This window comes from Microbulbifer mixtoriginis (SeqCode) (assembly GCF_052467515.1).
In genome coordinates this window covers 2,461,863-2,478,099 of sequence record NZ_CP174314.1, presented here as the reverse complement: position 1 = coordinate 2,478,099, position 16,237 = coordinate 2,461,863, and the positions used below count along the sequence as shown (strand labels likewise).

Annotated in this window: 13 protein-coding genes and 1 pseudogene; 8 read left to right on the top strand and 6 right to left on the bottom strand. The window is 46.7% G+C overall.

The features are described from left to right. The first annotated feature begins 73 nt into the window (after positions 1-73). From ACJJIT_RS10495 to ACJJIT_RS10480, 4 genes are all read left to right on the top strand, one after another. On the top strand, positions 74-1,417 hold the full coding sequence (locus ACJJIT_RS10495) for a flavin-containing monooxygenase (protein ID WP_444898322.1): 1,344 nt from the start codon (positions 74-76) through the stop codon (positions 1,415-1,417). Positions 1,418-1,430: 13 nt separating this feature from the next. After that, positions 1,431-2,399 (top strand): SDR family oxidoreductase, encoded by a 969-nt coding sequence (locus tag ACJJIT_RS10490; RefSeq protein WP_252085714.1) that lies wholly within the window; start codon positions 1,431-1,433, stop codon positions 2,397-2,399. Position 2,400: 1 nt separating this feature from the next. After that, positions 2,401-3,228 (top strand): SDR family NAD(P)-dependent oxidoreductase, encoded by an 828-nt coding sequence (locus tag ACJJIT_RS10485; RefSeq protein ID WP_252085715.1) that lies wholly within the window; start codon positions 2,401-2,403, stop codon positions 3,226-3,228. Between the two features lie 315 nt (positions 3,229-3,543). Continuing rightward, entirely contained in the window at positions 3,544-3,753 is a 210-nt protein-coding gene (locus tag ACJJIT_RS10480) for a cold-shock protein (RefSeq protein WP_020412807.1), read from the top strand. Positions 3,754-3,846: 93 nt separating this feature from the next. On the opposite strand, the gene ACJJIT_RS10475 is transcribed toward ACJJIT_RS10480, so the two are convergent. Beyond that, positions 3,847-4,722 carry a LysR family transcriptional regulator gene (locus tag ACJJIT_RS10475; protein WP_252085716.1) on the bottom strand — a complete coding sequence of 292 codons (876 nt, stop codon included), beginning with the start codon at positions 4,720-4,722 and terminating at the stop codon, positions 3,847-3,849. A gap of 121 nt (positions 4,723-4,843) precedes the next feature. Between ACJJIT_RS10475 and ACJJIT_RS10470 the strand changes: the two genes are divergently transcribed. Next, positions 4,844-5,617 (top strand): FMN-dependent NADH-azoreductase, encoded by a 774-nt coding sequence (locus ACJJIT_RS10470; protein WP_252085717.1) that lies wholly within the window; start codon positions 4,844-4,846, stop codon positions 5,615-5,617. Here ACJJIT_RS10470 and ACJJIT_RS10465 read toward each other — a convergent pair. The 3 genes and pseudogenes from ACJJIT_RS10465 to ACJJIT_RS10455 form a co-directional block, all read right to left on the bottom strand. Further along, positions 5,544-5,699 carry an LPD1 domain-containing protein gene (locus ACJJIT_RS10465; RefSeq protein WP_353505487.1) on the bottom strand — a complete coding sequence of 52 codons (156 nt, stop codon included), beginning with the start codon at positions 5,697-5,699 and terminating at the stop codon, positions 5,544-5,546. The genes ACJJIT_RS10470 and ACJJIT_RS10465 overlap by 74 nt on opposite strands. Before the next feature lie 59 nt (positions 5,700-5,758). Further along, positions 5,759-6,385: an anaerobic ribonucleoside-triphosphate reductase activating protein gene (locus ACJJIT_RS10460; RefSeq protein ID WP_252085718.1), complete on the bottom strand. Its 627-nt coding sequence runs from the start codon at positions 6,383-6,385 to the stop codon at positions 5,759-5,761. A gap of 2 nt (positions 6,386-6,387) precedes the next feature. Beyond that, a pseudogene (locus ACJJIT_RS10455) lies at positions 6,388-8,628 on the bottom strand (ribonucleoside triphosphate reductase). Positions 8,629-9,086: 458 nt separating this feature from the next. Between ACJJIT_RS10455 and ACJJIT_RS10450 the strand changes: the two are divergent. After that, positions 9,087-9,572 (top strand): hypothetical protein, encoded by a 486-nt coding sequence (locus tag ACJJIT_RS10450; protein ID WP_444886043.1) that lies wholly within the window; start codon positions 9,087-9,089, stop codon positions 9,570-9,572. 750 nt (positions 9,573-10,322) lie between these two features. Here the strand turns inward: ACJJIT_RS10450 and ACJJIT_RS10445 are convergent. Further along, on the bottom strand, positions 10,323-11,222 hold the full coding sequence (locus tag ACJJIT_RS10445; RefSeq protein ID WP_444898321.1) for an ABC transporter six-transmembrane domain-containing protein: 900 nt from the start codon (positions 11,220-11,222) through the stop codon (positions 10,323-10,325). Between the two features lie 19 nt (positions 11,223-11,241). Further along, positions 11,242-11,808 (bottom strand): TetR/AcrR family transcriptional regulator, encoded by a 567-nt coding sequence (locus tag ACJJIT_RS10440; protein ID WP_444898320.1) that lies wholly within the window; start codon positions 11,806-11,808, stop codon positions 11,242-11,244. Positions 11,809-11,912: 104 nt separating this feature from the next. On the opposite strand from ACJJIT_RS10440, the gene ACJJIT_RS10435 reads away from it, so the two are divergent. After that, positions 11,913-13,025 (top strand): efflux RND transporter periplasmic adaptor subunit, encoded by a 1,113-nt coding sequence (locus ACJJIT_RS10435; protein WP_444898319.1) that lies wholly within the window; start codon positions 11,913-11,915, stop codon positions 13,023-13,025. A 9-nt stretch (positions 13,026-13,034) separates the two neighbouring features. Further along, positions 13,035-16,154, top strand: coding sequence for an efflux RND transporter permease subunit (locus tag ACJJIT_RS10430; RefSeq protein ID WP_444898318.1), 3,120 nt, complete (start codon positions 13,035-13,037; stop codon positions 16,152-16,154). Positions 16,155-16,237: the final 83 nt, after the last annotated feature.

Below are 16,237 nucleotides of genomic sequence, written 5' to 3'. Positions count from 1 at the left end.
CCTTAGGGTGTTTGTCACGATATATTCCTTCTGACACGTCTCTTAAGCAAGTCATCAGGGAGGGGCAACTACCGTGAAACCTTACGCCGTAATTGGTGCCGGCCCTATGGGGCTTTGCACTGTTCGAAATTTACTCAAGCATGGTATTCCCTGTATCGGCTTTGAGTTGCACGGTGATGTGGGTGGCTTATGGGATATTGATAACCCCACCAGCACCATGTATGAGTCGGCCCACCTTATTTCCTCCAAGAAAATGACTGAATTCGCTGAGTTTCCGATGGGGGAGGGTGTTGCTGACTACCCAAACCATCGGGAGATGCGGGATTATTTTTGCTCCTATGCGAGAGAATTTGGCCTTTACGGCCATTACGAGTTCGACACAGAAGTTTTGAGATGCGAGCGCAGTGGAGAAAACTGGCTGATTACCACTCGTAGGAAGTGGCAGGAAAGAGCTCGGGAGTTTAGCGGATTACTCATTGCCAGCGGCACTTTGCATCACCCCAATCAGCCTGCACTTCCTGGCCAATTTAGCGGGGAGTTGTTACATTCTGCACAATACCAGTCCTCTGAAATCTTTGCTGGAAAAAGAGTCCTGTTGATTGGTTGTGGCAACAGTGGAGCGGATATTGCTGTAGACGCAGTCCATAAAGCGAAAAGCGTTGATATCAGCCTGCGCCGAGGCTATTACTTTCTGCCGAAGTACATAGCCGGTAAGCCTATCGATCAGCTGGGCGGCAAGCTTCGGTTACCGCTCTTTGTTAAGCGGCACCTTACAAAAGCGCTGGTCAAATTCTCTTTAGGCAGCCCATCTCAATATGGTTTGCCAGAGCCCAATTACCGACTCTTTGAATCCCACCCGGTAGTCAACTCCTTACTGCTGCATCATATTGGCCATGGCGATATCAACCCCAGGTCTGATATCAAATCGGTGCATGGGAATAAGGTGAAGTTCTCAGAGGGTGGATGTGGAGAATATGACCTGATCGTACAGGCCACCGGTTACAAGTTGCACTATCCGTTTATCGATAGCAGTGAACTGAACTGGAGTGGTTATGCACCGAGCCTGTATCTGAATGTATTTCATCCTGAATCCGATAACCTATTTATGATGGGTATGGTGGAGGCGGCTGGATTGGGCTGGGAAGGGCGTAACAAGCAAGCAGAGCTTGTTGCCCTTTATATTCGCCAATTAATTTCTGGTGCGCCGTCTGCTAGTAGATTTAGGAAAATCATCCAGCAGAGATCAGCAAATCGTGTAAACGGCGGTATGCATTATCTGGACCTTGAGCGCATGGCGTATTACGTACACAAAGACGCCTATTTAAAGGCACTCAGAACGCATAAGGCAGATTTACAAAGAGGCCTGCTACCACGAGAGGAGGTTTTTCATACAATTAGATCAGAAGCGACTTCCTGACAGGAGCCTCAGAATGAACAAACGGGTTTTGATTACTGGGGCGGCGGGATATATCGGTCATCAGCTCGGGGAGCAATTGAGGAAGACTTTCCCTGTGATCGGGGTGGATATTCGAACTAGAACCGCAAGTTTTCCCGTTCTGGCGCGGGATATTTGTGATAAAGACCTTGGCCAGTTTATTCAGGCGGAATCTATAACCCATGTGATTCATCTAGCGTCGGTGATGGCAGCGGGCCGTGATCATGCTGCTGAATACCGTATAGATGTGGAAGGCACAAGGAATGTATTAGAGGCCTGTCTCTACGCTGGGGTTGAACATATCACTGTGACAAGTAGCGGCGCCGCCTATGGTTATTATCCGGATAATCCGCCCAAACTCGAAGAGCATCACCCTTTGAGGGGGAACCCTGAATTTGGCTACTCCAATAACAAGCGTAAAGTAGAGGAGTTGCTGGCTGAATACCGTGAGCGGTATCCGTATCTCAAACAGCTGGTTTTTCGCGTGTCTTCTGTGTTGGGTGCAAAGACCAATAACAAAATCAGCGCACTTTTTAGCCGAAAAGTACTTCTGGATCCCGGTGGGCACAATTCCCCCTTTGTTTTTATCTGGGACCAGGATGTGATCCGCGCACTTACGTTTGGTGTGAGTACTGGGGCTAGTGGCATATTCAATCTAACCGGTGATGGCAGTCTTAGCCCCAGGGAAATAGCTCAGACTCTGTCTAAGCCACTGGTAAGGCCACCAGTCTGGCTGATAAAAGCGGTTCTCTGGCTGGGTTACAGCCTCTACTTAACAGATACCCACCCAGACCATGTAGCCTTTTTGCAATACAGACCGGTATTGAATAACCGCCGCTTGAAAGAAGAGTTGGGCTTTATTCCGGAGAAGACTTCCAGAGAAGTCTTCCGCCTGTTTGCAGAAAAATCTCTCGGCATTGTAGCGCTCTCCAGTAAATCGCCCTTGCTTGTGGAGGACAGTTGAAATGGACAAAAATCAGCCGGAAAATTTACAGAAGACTTTTGTGATTACAGGGGCTGCCGAAGGCTTGGGTTGGGCAATTACCCTGTGCCTTGCAAAAAAATATAGAGCTGAATTTGTTCTGGTCGATATTTCAACCGAAAAACTTCGCCAAAGAGAGGCCCAGCTTAGGGCTCTCGATGTTCGGGTCAGAATATATACCGTTGATCTATCAAATTATTTGGCCGTAGAGGAGCTGGTTGAATCCTTACGGAATGAGTACTCGAGAGTTGATCTGTTGGTAAACAATGCCGGCATTACGCATCGAAGTCTCTCTTCACAAACGTCCAGCACGGTTATTCGCAAGGTGATGGTGGTGAATTACCATGCACCGGTAGAGCTTACTCAAGGCTTGTTTGCGGGGCTAAAAGCGGCCTCTGGCTGTGTGGTAAATATCAGTTCAATGGCTGGATGGATGCCGGTATTGGGGCGCGCGGGCTATTGTGCAGCCAAGAGTGCATTGCACCAGTATTTTGAGGTGTTCCGTGAGGAAGTGCGGAACGATGGAGTTAGTGTATTAATGGTTTACCCAAGTTTCCTGGCTACAGCGATTGAGCAAAACGCTCTAGCTGGAGATGGTGGGCAGGCCAGGCACCAAAGGAGCACCGTGGGAGCGGTGCGTAGCCCTGAGTGGATGGCCAATCAGATTTTGACGTCACTGGAAAAGGGCAGGGAGCGTTGGTTTCCAAAAGATATAAGCCTGATTGGAGCCTACTTGTACAGGCTGGCCCCGACGACCTTTCTCAAACAGTTAAGAAGGCGCTTTCGTATGGAGCTAGGTACCACTCCCTAAGGTACAACTCCCTAGTGGGAGCACTCTAGGACGCTGAGTGAACTATAGCTTAGGAGGAAAATCTTTAAAGTAGGCCATTTATAATACAGCTATTGAGTTATCTGCTTCATTCCTTCCCTTAATTTCTATTTTTATAGACAAGAGTTAGCTTTAGGTGCTACTATCCTGATAGCTGGTATAAACGCCCAGTTTTTATTTTAGTTCAACTCGTAGTTTTAGTCATAATCCTTCGTTCTGTCTCTTTTAAATTCTCAGTTTTTGCCCGCTCGACCAACAGGTCAACTATGATCAATTTATTTTCTCAGGATATTTATTATGTCTAACACAACGACTGGTACTGTTAAGTGGTTTGATGAAGCCAAGGGTTTTGGTTTTATTGCACAAAAATCCGGCCCCGATGTTTTTGCACACTTCAGCAATATTGCCAGCAGTGGCTTTAAAACATTGCAGGAAGGGCAAGCTGTAGAATTTACAGTGACCCAGGGTGCCAAGGGCCCTCAGGCAGAAAATATTATTTGCCTTTAATTTTTAAGTCTTATTGCTTTTTAGTGATGGCTTGTTTATCGCCCTTTCGAGTTTTGCTCGTAAGGGCGATATCGTATAAATTGTATATATAGTTTATTCTATTTCTTCGAGTAGCCAATCAAGAAACACACTAACCTGCTTGTTATTTATATTACGGCCTGGGATTACTGCGTAATATGAAAGCCCTTCAGCCTTTTGCTTTATAGCTGTGCTTTTATACGGCAACAACCATCTGTTCTGTAAGGCATTCTGAATTAGTAGGGAACTGACTAAAGCAATCCCCTGGCTAGCCAATGCGGCTTGTATGACATGATACTCCTGATCATATTGACGAATGGTAAGGTTTTTATTGAAGTCGCCAAGTAAGGATTTCCAACTGAATGGGGTTAAAGATTGGTTGATCCATTTGGTTTCTAATAGCTGCGCCTGCTCGAGGTCGGTTATGTTTGCTAAGTAGTTCCGCGTAGCATACATACCCACTGATTCAGTAATAAGCCTTGTACTATTTTTGGCTTTTGGATCAAATTCACCGTAGCGAATAGCTACATCAATGTGTCGGTCGCGCTCAATATCATCTATCTGTTCACCGGTCGAAATGGATATCTCGATACCAGGATGCTTCTGATAAAAGCGCTCCAGGTGGGGAACCAGCCACAGAGCCGCAAAAGATGAAGTTGTACTGACAGCAATCACACGATTTGAGTTAGCGATTTCACCTATTGCTGCGGCAAGTTGCTGAAAGGCTCGTGAAGTTGTTTCTGCGAGTAGCCTTCCTTCTTCTGTTAATTGTATTGCGCGGGTTTTACGCTCAAACAGCTGACTGTCTAGCGTTTCTTCCAGGCTTTTTATCTGATGGGATACTGCTGTAGGGGTAATAAAGAGTTCCTCTGCAGCTTTCTTAAAGCTACCGAGCCTCGCAGCCGCATCAAAAACCTTTAAGGAATTGAGGGAGGGTAGGTTTGGATACATGGACTACTCTTCCTTATAGATGAAATTAATTCATCTATAAGGAAAAATATCTCATTTGTCAAGAATGCTTGTAGGCTGCACTATCGCTGGACCAAATGATGAATTTTTCGAGGTCTAGTAGATGAAAACCCTTCTTCATATTGAAGCCAGCGCCCAGATTTTTGGGGCTATTCAGGTGCCGGAGGAGTATAGGGACATACCAAAACACTCCTCTATCTCCAAGGCCGTTGCCGCAAGTTTTGTGAAGCGTTGGCTTGGGCTAAGACCAAGAGATAAACTCATCTATAGGGATGTTGGCCAGACCCCGCCAGGATTCATTACCCAGGATTGGATTGCCTCTGTATTCACTCCAGAAGATCAGCGTAGTGAAGAGCAAAAATCCCTAGTTGCATTATCGGATACTTTGATTAATGAGCTTGACCAGGCGGATGTCATAGTAATGTCTTCCCCAATGTACAACTACGGTATGCCGGCGGCTTTAAAAGCTTGGTTCGATCAGGTGATACGTATTAATAAGACCTTCACCTTTGACTTGGCCCGTGGAGACTATCCGCTTGAGCCCATTATGTCGGGAAAGATGCTGGTGCTAATTACTTCTGCTGGAGAATTTGGCTTTGCAGAGGGAGGAATACGCGAGAACATGAATCACTTGGGTCCTCATATCAGGACACTGAGCCATTACCTGGGGGTCGATCAAGTATATGAAATCAATGCGGAATTCCAGGAGTTTGCGGATCAACGGCATCGAAATTCGGTAAACCAGGCTTTATTGCAAAGTCAGTCATTGGCCGAAGAGCTTGCGACTAAACTCAAAAGCCAACTTACTCACTCTCATTCAACACAGCCCAAAGCGCTCGCCCTAAGAAAGCAAGGTATTGCTCAAATGCAAGATTGAACTGCTGGCGCTGGTGTCCTATCGGGTAGAGGCCAAGCTTGGCCTCTTTACTGGCCTTTGAGCCCGCCACCAGAAGAGTCATAAAAAGAAGATGTCCATGGCCGACCACCGATTCTATTTCGTCCCCCAAATTTTTTAGCTCTATGAAATAAACCTCAGAGTTTGGTCGATCGCTTGCTCGGTATTACAACGCTGCACCTCTAAATGATGAACACCGCATTTGCGAAGCTTTTCCTGAATTTGAGCTAGCTCCTCATCACTGGTGAGGAGAGGATGTCTGGTAAGGCGTACTTGCAGAGATGTTCCAGCCTCGACGAGTAGTTCTACACATTGCCAGGGTGCTGTACCGCTACCATCTACCCCGGTAATGGCAGGGTAATTTTCCGGTAACGCTTTTATATCCAGCCCAACCCAGTCCAAACTGGGGATCAAGCGACTCAGTTTCCGAGGGTAGATCCCGGCAGTATGTAAACCTATCCTAAACCCCAGGCTTCGGGCTTGGGCAATGGCGGCTTCCAGTGCCCCCTGGGCAGTTGGCTCTCCGCCAGAAAATACCACCGCATCCAGCAGTCCTTGCCGGCTGGCGAGAAACTCCAATATCTGGTCCCAGTCGTAAGCACTGGGCGCGCGGGCCGGCAACAGATCACCATTATGGCAATAGCGGCAACGCCATGGGCATCCCTGGCAAAAGACCACTGCGGCCAATTCACCAGGGAAGTCGATAGCGGTAAATGGTGTAAAACCGCCAATGCGCAGCTTTTCAGCCATGGTTATTTGTCACTACCAGCAACAAAAAAGCGGCGCTCCCTGTGTTCCGATTGTTTGCCTGGATTCCAGAAGGAAACTGGGCGGTGATAGCCCATCACCCGGCTCCAGACTTCACAGCGGGTGCGGTCTTCATTTTTGAGTGGTGAGGTTGGTTTATTCATGATGTCTCTCTTTGGTGGTTGGTTTTAATCGCTGCAGCAAGATTGCTCACGAGCGAGCAGAGCCTCATCGCAGCGGGGACAGAATTCGTGTTCGCCGCTCAGGTAGCCGTGTACTGGGCATATAGAAAAGCTGGGAGTTACTGTGATATAGGGCAGCCGATAATTTTTCAGGGCGCGCTGTAATAAGCGGCGGCAGCTATCGGCATCTGGCAGTTGTTCACCCAGGTATAGGTGCAGCACAGTGCCGCCCGTATAACGGGATTGTAAGGATTCCTGCCGGGCCAACGCTTCGAAAGGGTCATCGGTAAAGCCGACTGGTAGCTGGGATGAGTTGGTATAGTAAGGTGCTTCCGTGCTGCCAGCCTGAATAATATCTTCATAGCGCTTTTGGTCTTCGCGGGCAAAACGGTAAGTAGTTCCCTCAGCCGGTGTGGCTTCGAGATTATACAGGTGGCCAGTTTGTTCCTGGAACTCTGTCATTCGCAAACGAATATGATCGAGCAACTGCTCGGCAAGTTTTTTACCGGTATCTGTGACGATACTTTCACGGTCTTCACTAAAGTTTCGCAGCATTTCATTAATGCCGTTAACGCCAATGGTAGAGAAGTGGTTACGCAGAGTGCCAAGATATCGACGCGTGTAGGGAAACAGGCCGGCGTCCATATGCCGCTGAATCACTTTGCGTTTCACTTCCAGGGAATCCCGTGCAAGTAGCAGTAATTTATCTAACTGGGCGAGCAGGAGGTCCCAGTCCCCCTTATACAAATAGCCCAGACGTGCACAGTTGATCGTTACTACACCGAGAGAGCCGGTCTGTTCCGCGGAGCCAAATAATCCATTGCCACGTTTAAGCAGCTCTCGAAGGTCCAGTTGTAGGCGGCAGCACATGGAGCGCACCATGTTTGGACTGAGGTCTGAGTTAATAAAGTTTTGGAAGTAGGGCAGTCCATAGCGGGCAGTCATAGTAAATAGCCGCTCCGCATTCTCGCTCTCCCAGGGAAAGTCCTCACTGATATTGTAAGTTGGAATTGGGAAAGTGAAGACCCTGCCGCGCGCGTCCCCTTTACTCATCACCTCAATATAGGCGCGGTTAATCAGGTCCATTTCCACCTGCAAGTCACCATAAGTGAATGGCATTTCTTTGCCGGCAATCACCGGCAGCTGGTCTTGCAGGTCTTGAGGGCAAACCCAATCGAAAGTGAGGTTGGTAAAGGGAGTCTGGGTGCCCCAGCGGGATGGCACATTCAGGTTAAAAATCAGCTCCTGCATGCACTTGCGTACGCTGGCGTAATCCAGCTGATCCTTGCGTACAAAGGGTGCGAGATAAGTATCGAAGGAGCTAAATGCCTGGGCTCCAGCCCATTCGTTTTGCAATGTGCCAAGAAAGTTAACGATCTGCCCAACTGCACTGGTCAAGTGGGCGGGCGGTGCCGACTCCACTTTGCCGGGAACTCCATTCAGCCCTTCGTGCAGTAAGGTACGCAGTGACCAACCGGCGCAATAGCCGGCCAACATATCCAAGTCATGGATGTGTAAATCACCATCCCGGTGGGCTGCACCAATCTCCGGGGAATAGACATGATTTAGCCAGTAATTGGCAATCATTTTACCGGCACTATTTAAAATCAGGCCGCCGAGAGAGTAGCCCTGGTTGGCATTAGCAGCGACACGCCAGTCCGCCTGCTCCAGATATTCTTCAATGGAAGCCCCAACATCTACCAGAGTTTGTCGATCATTGCGTATGCGCGCATGTCGCTCCCGATAGGCGATGTAGGCCCGAGCAGTATCTATATAATCGCAATTGATTAATATTTGCTCGGCAATATTTTGGATTTCCTCAATATCGACTGGTGTCACAGCATTAAAGCGATGATTAATCACCTTCAGGATGCCCTGGGTTAGCCAATCAACTTCATCTTCACCAAATTCACCAGTAGCCTGCCCGGCCCGCACAAGTGCCGAAGTAATACGTTGAGGATCAAAAGCCACAGCGCGACCATCTCGCTTTCGCACCAGAAAACTGCTTAGGTTTTGAGTGGGAGATGCGTCACTGTCAATTTCTGGGGTAGAGGTACTGGTCATGGGCCTTCCTTCACAGATTGTGCGGGAAGGTTATAGAAGTGCAAGAGAGGAGCGCTTGATCTGGATCACTATATATGGTGTCTACTGATAGCTTTTAGCACATTATATTGTATCCATTGGCTGGGGTGCCTAGCTGAAAAATATTGTGTCTTCAAGATGTCGGCACTGGGGTAATGGGGTAAGGGTATAGGATTTTCAGGTAGTTCGTATAAGAAACAATCTATTTGGTACTTGGCGCTAGATATCGATATGTCATTGATATTTTCATATCAAGTGATTGGCACTATTAGAAAATGATTAGAATGCAGAGCCTTTGCTCTTTCTGAGGGGCTTTAAGGATGTTATTTTTATGTCAATATTTTATTTGGCTTCATTTTTTCAAAAACCAAATATGATAATTATGCGAGTTTTCTTGGAGGGGGTAGTAGATATGCCTGGTTGTGATTTGGGGAGTGTCAGTGAAATTTGGTGATGCGGTTAGACGTGTGGCTTTAGCCTTCATTCGAGAAAAACAGTTACCCGAAAGTGTTTGGTATGGAGATCGTATCGATTTCACATTTACCTCATTGTTTTGGGGAGCGCTTTTGCTTTCAGCCTCAATTGTACTTTCCCCATTAATTTGGTTACTTCTCCAGCCCGTGCTTTATTTTATGTCCCAGGATATATCTAATCCTGTGGAGAGATGGCTCTGGCTTCTTCTGCTAGTTGTATTTATGGTAATTGTTAGGGTGCTTGATAGCTTTGTTCGGAAGGCAGATAGGAAACTTAGAATTTCATATGATGACTTGGGTTTGGGAGAAAAATTGATCTATTGGTTGGCTTCATTAGCTGCATTCAGTTGGATGTTTTCTCCTGGATTGGTAACAACTATGGATAGACTGTTTACAATGTTATTATGTATGTGGTATGTCTTTTTTTGTTCTATTCTTGCCGGTATGTTTTAGAGAAGTAGTAGCGATCAGATATGTTCACTAGCTGCCTTGGTTGTTAAGGAATGGAGAATTGGAGCTAAAATAATTAGGGTCAGAGTAAAATATTTACACCAAATTATATTTTTCCATTAAGTGGATGAGCAGAATTCCCAGTTGCCGCCCACAGCTTGCTAGCCCCATCCAGCAGCTGAAAAACCTTTATCTTTGCAGCGGCTAAAGAAAGCAACTCAAAAATAAAAATAAACCTCCACTAATTGACCTCAGTGAGAAAAAGATCGTTCTCCTGGTTCTATTGGCCATCTCTTGTTTGTTACAGATAGGAAGCGGAACGGCGAGAGAGCAGGTGTTGCTGAAGCCTGGGTTGCTGCGTGAGAAATAAAAAATCGCTCAAAAATAACTGCTGTAGATTGATCCAGGCTTAGCAGAAAATGGCAGAAAGAAAGCCTCGACAATCTCAAAAGCCGCACCCCAGTGCTTTCGCACCTTTATACAGGCCAAGCCCACAGCCTCTGTTAATCCCGGCGGTTGCCTAAGGCAAGTTTCACCGATATATCTGAAAAAGAGCTTGTGCCCAAAGGGAAATTCTATTCGATGAAATTTAAACCTGGATATCTATAGATTGGAGAGCTGAAGTCCAAGCCATATTTTGTTTTTGCATGCACTTTCGTGGAGCCGATCATGAGGAGAAAGAGGGGGCTATTAATAAAGAGTGATACTTATTCCAATGATAGTTGAATCATACTCCAAACTATCCCCTTTTCCTTATGAGCCAATCCGATTTGAAATTTCCTTCAAACGAATAACCTGCTGAACATAGAGTGGTAACGCAGATACCTTCCCAATAAAGTCGAAGACGTACATTAACAGGGCAACGATCAATCCATAGTTCACTAGGCCCCCATCGATTGCCGCTATGGGAGCGTAAACAAACAAAGCGACTATGCCAGCCCACAATATAAAGTAGGTGCCTGTTTCCAGGTCGCTCAATTCAATATTCCACCGCATAAGGCGCCGGAAGTGTGCTTTTGCATGCTCAACATTAGGTTGTTTAAGGGCATCAACCTGATATTCCAGCTCATTATTATAAGATTCATTCAGCTGGTAATTGGTATTTCCGATTACGCAATAGATCAGGATAATCAAAGCGAGAATTGCCAGGCAAGCCAGAAAGACGTTGAGGTTGATGGCGCTAATAATAATGAGTAAACCCACTGTGCCAATAGAAACGCTAATGACCTCTGGCAGGCTGTTTTCAAAAAATTCGACAATTTCAGTTAACAAACCGGAGCGCGCAGTAATAGTCGATACAGACTGTTTCTTTGCTTTTTCACGGGCTACCATTTCCGAAGTAACTACTTGATAAATATGTGCGTAGACTCTGGTATCGTAAAATCTTCGGGCGCTTCCTATAAGAATAGAAATGCTACCTAAGGTTGCCAAAAGATAGATGCCATTGTAGGACTGTTCTAATAGACTATTGATAGCCCAGCCGATGGCAAGTGGAAAAAGTAGTTCGAGGAGTGTTTCAATAACGACCAGCGATAGGGTCAAGGATACTCGCCACTTAAACCGGGTAAAAATCGAAAGTAAAGAATGTTTGTGCTTGCCTTTCGTATAATCATCATCTGTTGATTTTGAAACAGTGGTAACTGGCTGAGTCATTTAACAACACTCTCAATGGTTAACGAGCAACGCCATTGCAAAATGTGTGAAACGCTAAATCGGCCAGCGTATCGTGATCTATGGATTCTACATTTTTTGTTAGCCAAGATGTATAAAGCAGCCCCTCTACCAGGTTTACCACCCAGGAAGTAGGAAGTTTCTTGGACAGGCTGCCTTCAGATTTTGCGTATTCCACCAATGTTGCGATTTCACTCTCTTGTTTCTCATAGATAGCGGTGAGCTCTGGGTCATCTTCATCAAAGTCTCCCAACTTCATTAAAAACTCCATTTCGGCCGACAGCGGAAAAATCGCCTTGAACATCAGGTGGAAGGCTTGCAGAGCCGATTCAGCCTCGCTTTCCAAGTGTTCGGTGGCTTTATCAAATGCCTCCAGGCAGTGAATCGCAACCGCCTTAATCAGCTTTTCTCTCGTGTCATAAAGACGGTAAAGGGTAGTGCGCCCAACTCCGGCCGCCCGGGCAATATCGCTAAAGGATGCCTCCCTATTTTTGTTCAGGAGTTCCATACCCGCCTTCATGATCGCAGTTTGTGACTTCTGAATACGCGCATCTAGGTGATCTGCCATGGAGTTATTACCTGAACTTTATGGAACATGCTTGTATCATAATCTGCTATTAGTTATGGTTCAAGTATGTTCCATAAAATGTAAGTTGCCTAGGCATGATGAAAATGGCGGGAATCTGGTTAAAGCGGCGGGCTGCAGGTATTGTTGCCACCAGCTTGCTGGTCTTGGTAGGGCTGTGGCTTATGGCTGAGCAGCAGCCTGCAGCCATGGTGGAAAAGCCCAAAGAGTCTGGCCTTACTGTTACTGTCGTGGAGGCAGTACCGGCGGATGCTCAGCTTGAAGTCAAAACAACAGGCATAACACAACCCCGCTGGGCGACTGAGGTTATCGCATCAGTGAGCGGGCGTGTCACCCATATTGCTAACCAGGCAATGCCGGGCAGTCTCATTAGGAAGGGAGAAATACTGGCGTCGCTACAGGATACTTTTTACCAGGCTGAAATCCGTGCTGCTCAAGCCAGAGTGTCAGAGGCTGAGCTCAACTTGGCCGAAATACTCATGCGTCAATACGTGGCAAAACGCGGGGATAAAGCGAAGTCATCATTTGGCCGACTAGAGCCGCATGTCAAAGCCGCAGAGGCAAATCGAGAAGCGGCGAGGGGAGCTCTCGCATCCTCCCTGCAGAGGCTGGCTGATACACAAATTAAAGCACCTTTTGACTCGGTGGTTATTGCTGATTTAATCCATCCTGGCCAATGGATAAATGAGGGGGATGTACTCTTTCGAGTAGCAGCCAGTGACTACCTGGATGTCAAAGTTGAGCTTTCCGAGCAGACTTGGCAGCGCTTAAACGGACTTCAGCAAGGCCCCTACAAAATCACAATAGAGGCGCCTGATGGACAACAGTGGCAGGCCTCGGTCCGTTACCTAAGCCCAATTATGGATGCGGACACCCGTCAGCGCAGCCTTATGTTGCAAGTGGCTAACCCCTTTCAGCGCGAGACCCCCTTGCTTGCTGATCAGCAGGTTGATGTAGTGTTTGCAGGCAACACACAGGGCTATGTTGTCAGTGCACCAGCATCGGTTCTTACAGAAGATGGGAAAGTATGGAGCGTTTCTGAACAATCCCTACTTTTGGAAGAGATAGAGCTACTGGATATGCGGCCGGATTCGGTTCTATTTCGTTACAAGAATCGACCCCATCAGAATCGTCAGCTTGTTCGCTTCCCTTTGACCAACTTCTTAGAAGGTCAAGCGGTTGCAATGACTATCCACTAAGGCCTGGATATGAAAAAACTCTCACGCTGGTTCCTGGATAACCCGGTTGCCGCTAACCTTCTCATGGCGTTCATTCTGGTTGCAGGCTTGCTGACCTTTCAAAATCTGCGGGTGGAAAGCTTTCCACAAATTCCTCCTACGGAAGTCGAAATCTCCGTTGTCTACCCCGGCGGTACTGCCCGCCAGGTCGATGAGAGTATTACACAGCGTATTGAGGAAGCTATTAGTGGTGTTGCGGGAATAAAGCGCATAACCAGCCAATCAAGCAAAGGTTACGCTTTATTAGTAGTGAAAAAAAATACTAATGTGAAGCTGGACCGTTTGATTGAAGATATTCGCAATCAAGTTGAAAGTATCGAAGGCTTTCCCGTATTGGCGGAGCGGCCGCGTATTTATCGCAGTGAATATACGAATCTTGCGGCGTTTGTCATGGTCTACGGTGGTGACAATAATGATTCGCTTCAGCAGGTATCCTTACGAGTAGAGCGAGCGCTTAAGAAGCATCCTGCCATTTCCAAAGTGACAAACCTGGGGAAAAGAAAGCAACTACTGGCTATAGAGCCAGACCCCAGGAAGCTTCAACGCTATGGTTTATCTCTTGAAAACCTAACGGAACGTATTCGCCAGTGGTCAGTGGAGTATCGCAGTGGTGAATTAAGAACTGCCAATGGCAATATTGTGCTGCAGGGCAGTTCCCTGGCTGACAACTTGGCGGAACTTAGGAATATTCCCATTATCACTAAATCGACGGCACGAGTGAGACTCAGTGATATCGCTACTGTTAAGCGAGATTATGAGCAAACCGACAGTATTGTTCGATATCAGGGGCAACCAGCAATCGCACTAATGGTATCCACCAGCCAAAAGGATAACCTGTTTCATATCCATGAAGCCACAAAATCAGTATTAGAATCCTTAGAGACGACACTACCCAAGAACCTGCAGTTGGATGTAATGGCGGATATGTTCCCCTATATTTCCGAGCAATTAGACTTGCTAAGTACCAACGCCTTGCAGGGGTTATTCATCGTATTATTGCTATTGGTGCTTTTTTTAGATACGCGGCTGGCCTTTTGGGTTGCCTTAGGTATTCCCTTATCCCTGGCTGGTGCGATTACATTGATGGGTTTTCCTTCCCTGGATTACAGCATCAACGATATCACTATATTCGGTATGATTTTGGTACTGGGGATATTGGTAGATGATGCCGTTGTGGTCGGTGAAAGTATTCATCAGGCGAGACAAAATACAACTGACACGAAAGAGGCTGCCTGGAAAGGGGTTGAAGCCGTAGCCGTGCCCACAGTTTTTGGCGTATTGACTACAATCGCGGCCTTCTCACCGATGCTATGGATTGAAAATGAGTTGGCAAAAGTTTTATCAGGATTCTCTGCTGTAGTGATATTTGCATTGATATTTTCGCTAATTGAAAGCAAATTTATATTGCCCGCGCATTTAAGCTACCCAAATACACGTACTCACACCAAATATGCAATGAAGCGATGGATTGAGATCGCCAGAGAGAAATGTAACCGTTCATTAAATCAATTTTCAGATAAGATATATATTCCGCTTTTGTCATTGAGCCTGGCAAACCGGAAAACAAGTATCAGTCTATTTGCCATCTTTTTGCTGCTGGCCTATGGCGCTATGTTCAAGGGACATATCGCTTCAGTATTCTTTCCCGAAATTCCAGGACGCTATGCTACGGTTAAAGTCACTATGCAGCATGGAGTTGCAAATACTTTAGCGGAACGTAATACCGATCAACTTGAACAGGCCATCAAGCGAACCGCAAATAGATTGCAGCAGGAGTATGGACTTCCGGAGCCTCCTGTTAGCAAGTATATCGTGTCAAAGGAAGATGCTAAGACCATAGAGTTGACAGCGGAATTAACACATGACGCCTTGGCTAGAGTAGAGGGCAACCGCTTTTTGCAGGAGCTACGGCTGCAAACAGGTATTTTGGAGGGGAGCTATGCAGTGAAGTTTAGCCTTACCGAAGAGCCGGCGGGCGATACTGCCATTGCGGTTTCTGCCAGCAATCGGGATCAGGCGAAACAAGTGGCCGACCGCCTCAAGGCTTCACTGGTAGAGTTACCCGGCGTGAACGATGTCTACGATGATAGCCAACTAGCCAAAAGACAGCTGAAAATTATGGTCAATGAGCGGGGAGCCAGTCTGGGCATTGATCAAAGTCATCTGGCTTCTGTGATTGGAGGTGCATTCGGCCAGATTGAGATACACAGGCTGTTGGATAACGGGGAAGAGACATTGGTATTGGCTCGCTTACCTCAAATGCAGACTAAAACAATCGAGCAGTTAAAAGCCACTCCTATTAACCTGGGCAACAACAGCTACGTAAGCTTAGGTGAAATAGCGCAGCTGAAGTATGAGCGGGAACCGGAGGTCATTTATCGGCGAGATCGCGATGAAGTGGTCAGCATCTACTGGCGTCAGAATCGCTCTGTCAGTTCACCGGAAAAAAACTGGGAGCGGTTAAAAGAAGAGCTGGTGCCAGAACTGGAGCGCCTTTATCCGGGTGTCCAAATTAAAGCCGTTGGTGAATTTTCCGAAATAGTAGAAGTACAGGCTGGATTTAAAAAGTCCATGTTGCTGACGCTTTTACTTATCTACGTTTTGTTGGCGATACCATTAAAATCCTATTGGCAGCCAGTGATTATTATGTCGGTGATTCCAATGGGCTTTGCGGGGGCAATTATTGGACATGGCCTACTGGGCTTCCCAGTAAGCTTATTATCCTTATTTGGAATGATGGCAATGACTGGGGTAGTGATTAACGATTCCCTAGTATTAATGAGCCGATTTAATCAACTCTACACGCAGGGTGTGCCAGTAAAAACAGCGCTACTTCAAGCTGGGAAAAGTCGCGTAAGGGCAATTTTCTTAACTACGGTGACTACTATCTGTGGGTTGCTACCCTTATTAGCCGAAACCAGCGAGCAAGCCCAATATTTAAAGCCAGCGGCTATATCCCTAGTGTTCGGGGAGCTATTTGCTACACCGATTACTCTAATCCTGATCCCTTTGTTGCTTTCTTTTAAGAAGAGAAAAATTGCTTTGAAAAGCGATAGTGCTTCTTATCCTGGGCAAGTCTCGCTTAGGTGACTTAAGCTGTAAGGTTAAGCTGATGAGTGAACGTTTAGGAGCGAGCGCCGGCTAGACGTTCATTTATTTGCTGCTAAAGCCTC

Bases quoted from the DNA above. Each gene is read 5' to 3' on its own strand.
- ACJJIT_RS10490 (WP_252085714.1), top strand. From the start codon at position 1,431: ATGAACAAACGGGTTTTGATTACTGGGGCGGCGGGATATATCGGTCAT.
- ACJJIT_RS10485 (WP_252085715.1), top strand. From the start codon at position 2,401: ATGGACAAAAATCAGCCGGAAAATTTACAGAAGACTTTTGTGATTACA.
- ACJJIT_RS10480 (WP_020412807.1), top strand. From the start codon at position 3,544: ATGTCTAACACAACGACTGGTACTGTTAAGTGGTTTGATGAAGCCAAG.
- ACJJIT_RS10475 (WP_252085716.1), bottom strand. From the start codon at position 4,722: ATGTATCCAAACCTACCCTCCCTCAATTCCTTAAAGGTTTTTGATGCG.
- ACJJIT_RS10470 (WP_252085717.1), top strand. From the start codon at position 4,844: ATGAAAACCCTTCTTCATATTGAAGCCAGCGCCCAGATTTTTGGGGCT.
- ACJJIT_RS10465 (WP_353505487.1), bottom strand. From the start codon at position 5,699: ATGACTCTTCTGGTGGCGGGCTCAAAGGCCAGTAAAGAGGCCAAGCTT.
- ACJJIT_RS10460 (WP_252085718.1), bottom strand. From the start codon at position 6,385: ATGGCTGAAAAGCTGCGCATTGGCGGTTTTACACCATTTACCGCTATC.
- ACJJIT_RS10445 (WP_444898321.1), bottom strand. From the start codon at position 11,222: ATGACTCAGCCAGTTACCACTGTTTCAAAATCAACAGATGATGATTAT.
- ACJJIT_RS10440 (WP_444898320.1), bottom strand. From the start codon at position 11,808: ATGGCAGATCACCTAGATGCGCGTATTCAGAAGTCACAAACTGCGATC.
- ACJJIT_RS10435 (WP_444898319.1), top strand. From the start codon at position 11,913: ATGGCGGGAATCTGGTTAAAGCGGCGGGCTGCAGGTATTGTTGCCACC.
- ACJJIT_RS10430 (WP_444898318.1), top strand. From the start codon at position 13,035: ATGAAAAAACTCTCACGCTGGTTCCTGGATAACCCGGTTGCCGCTAAC.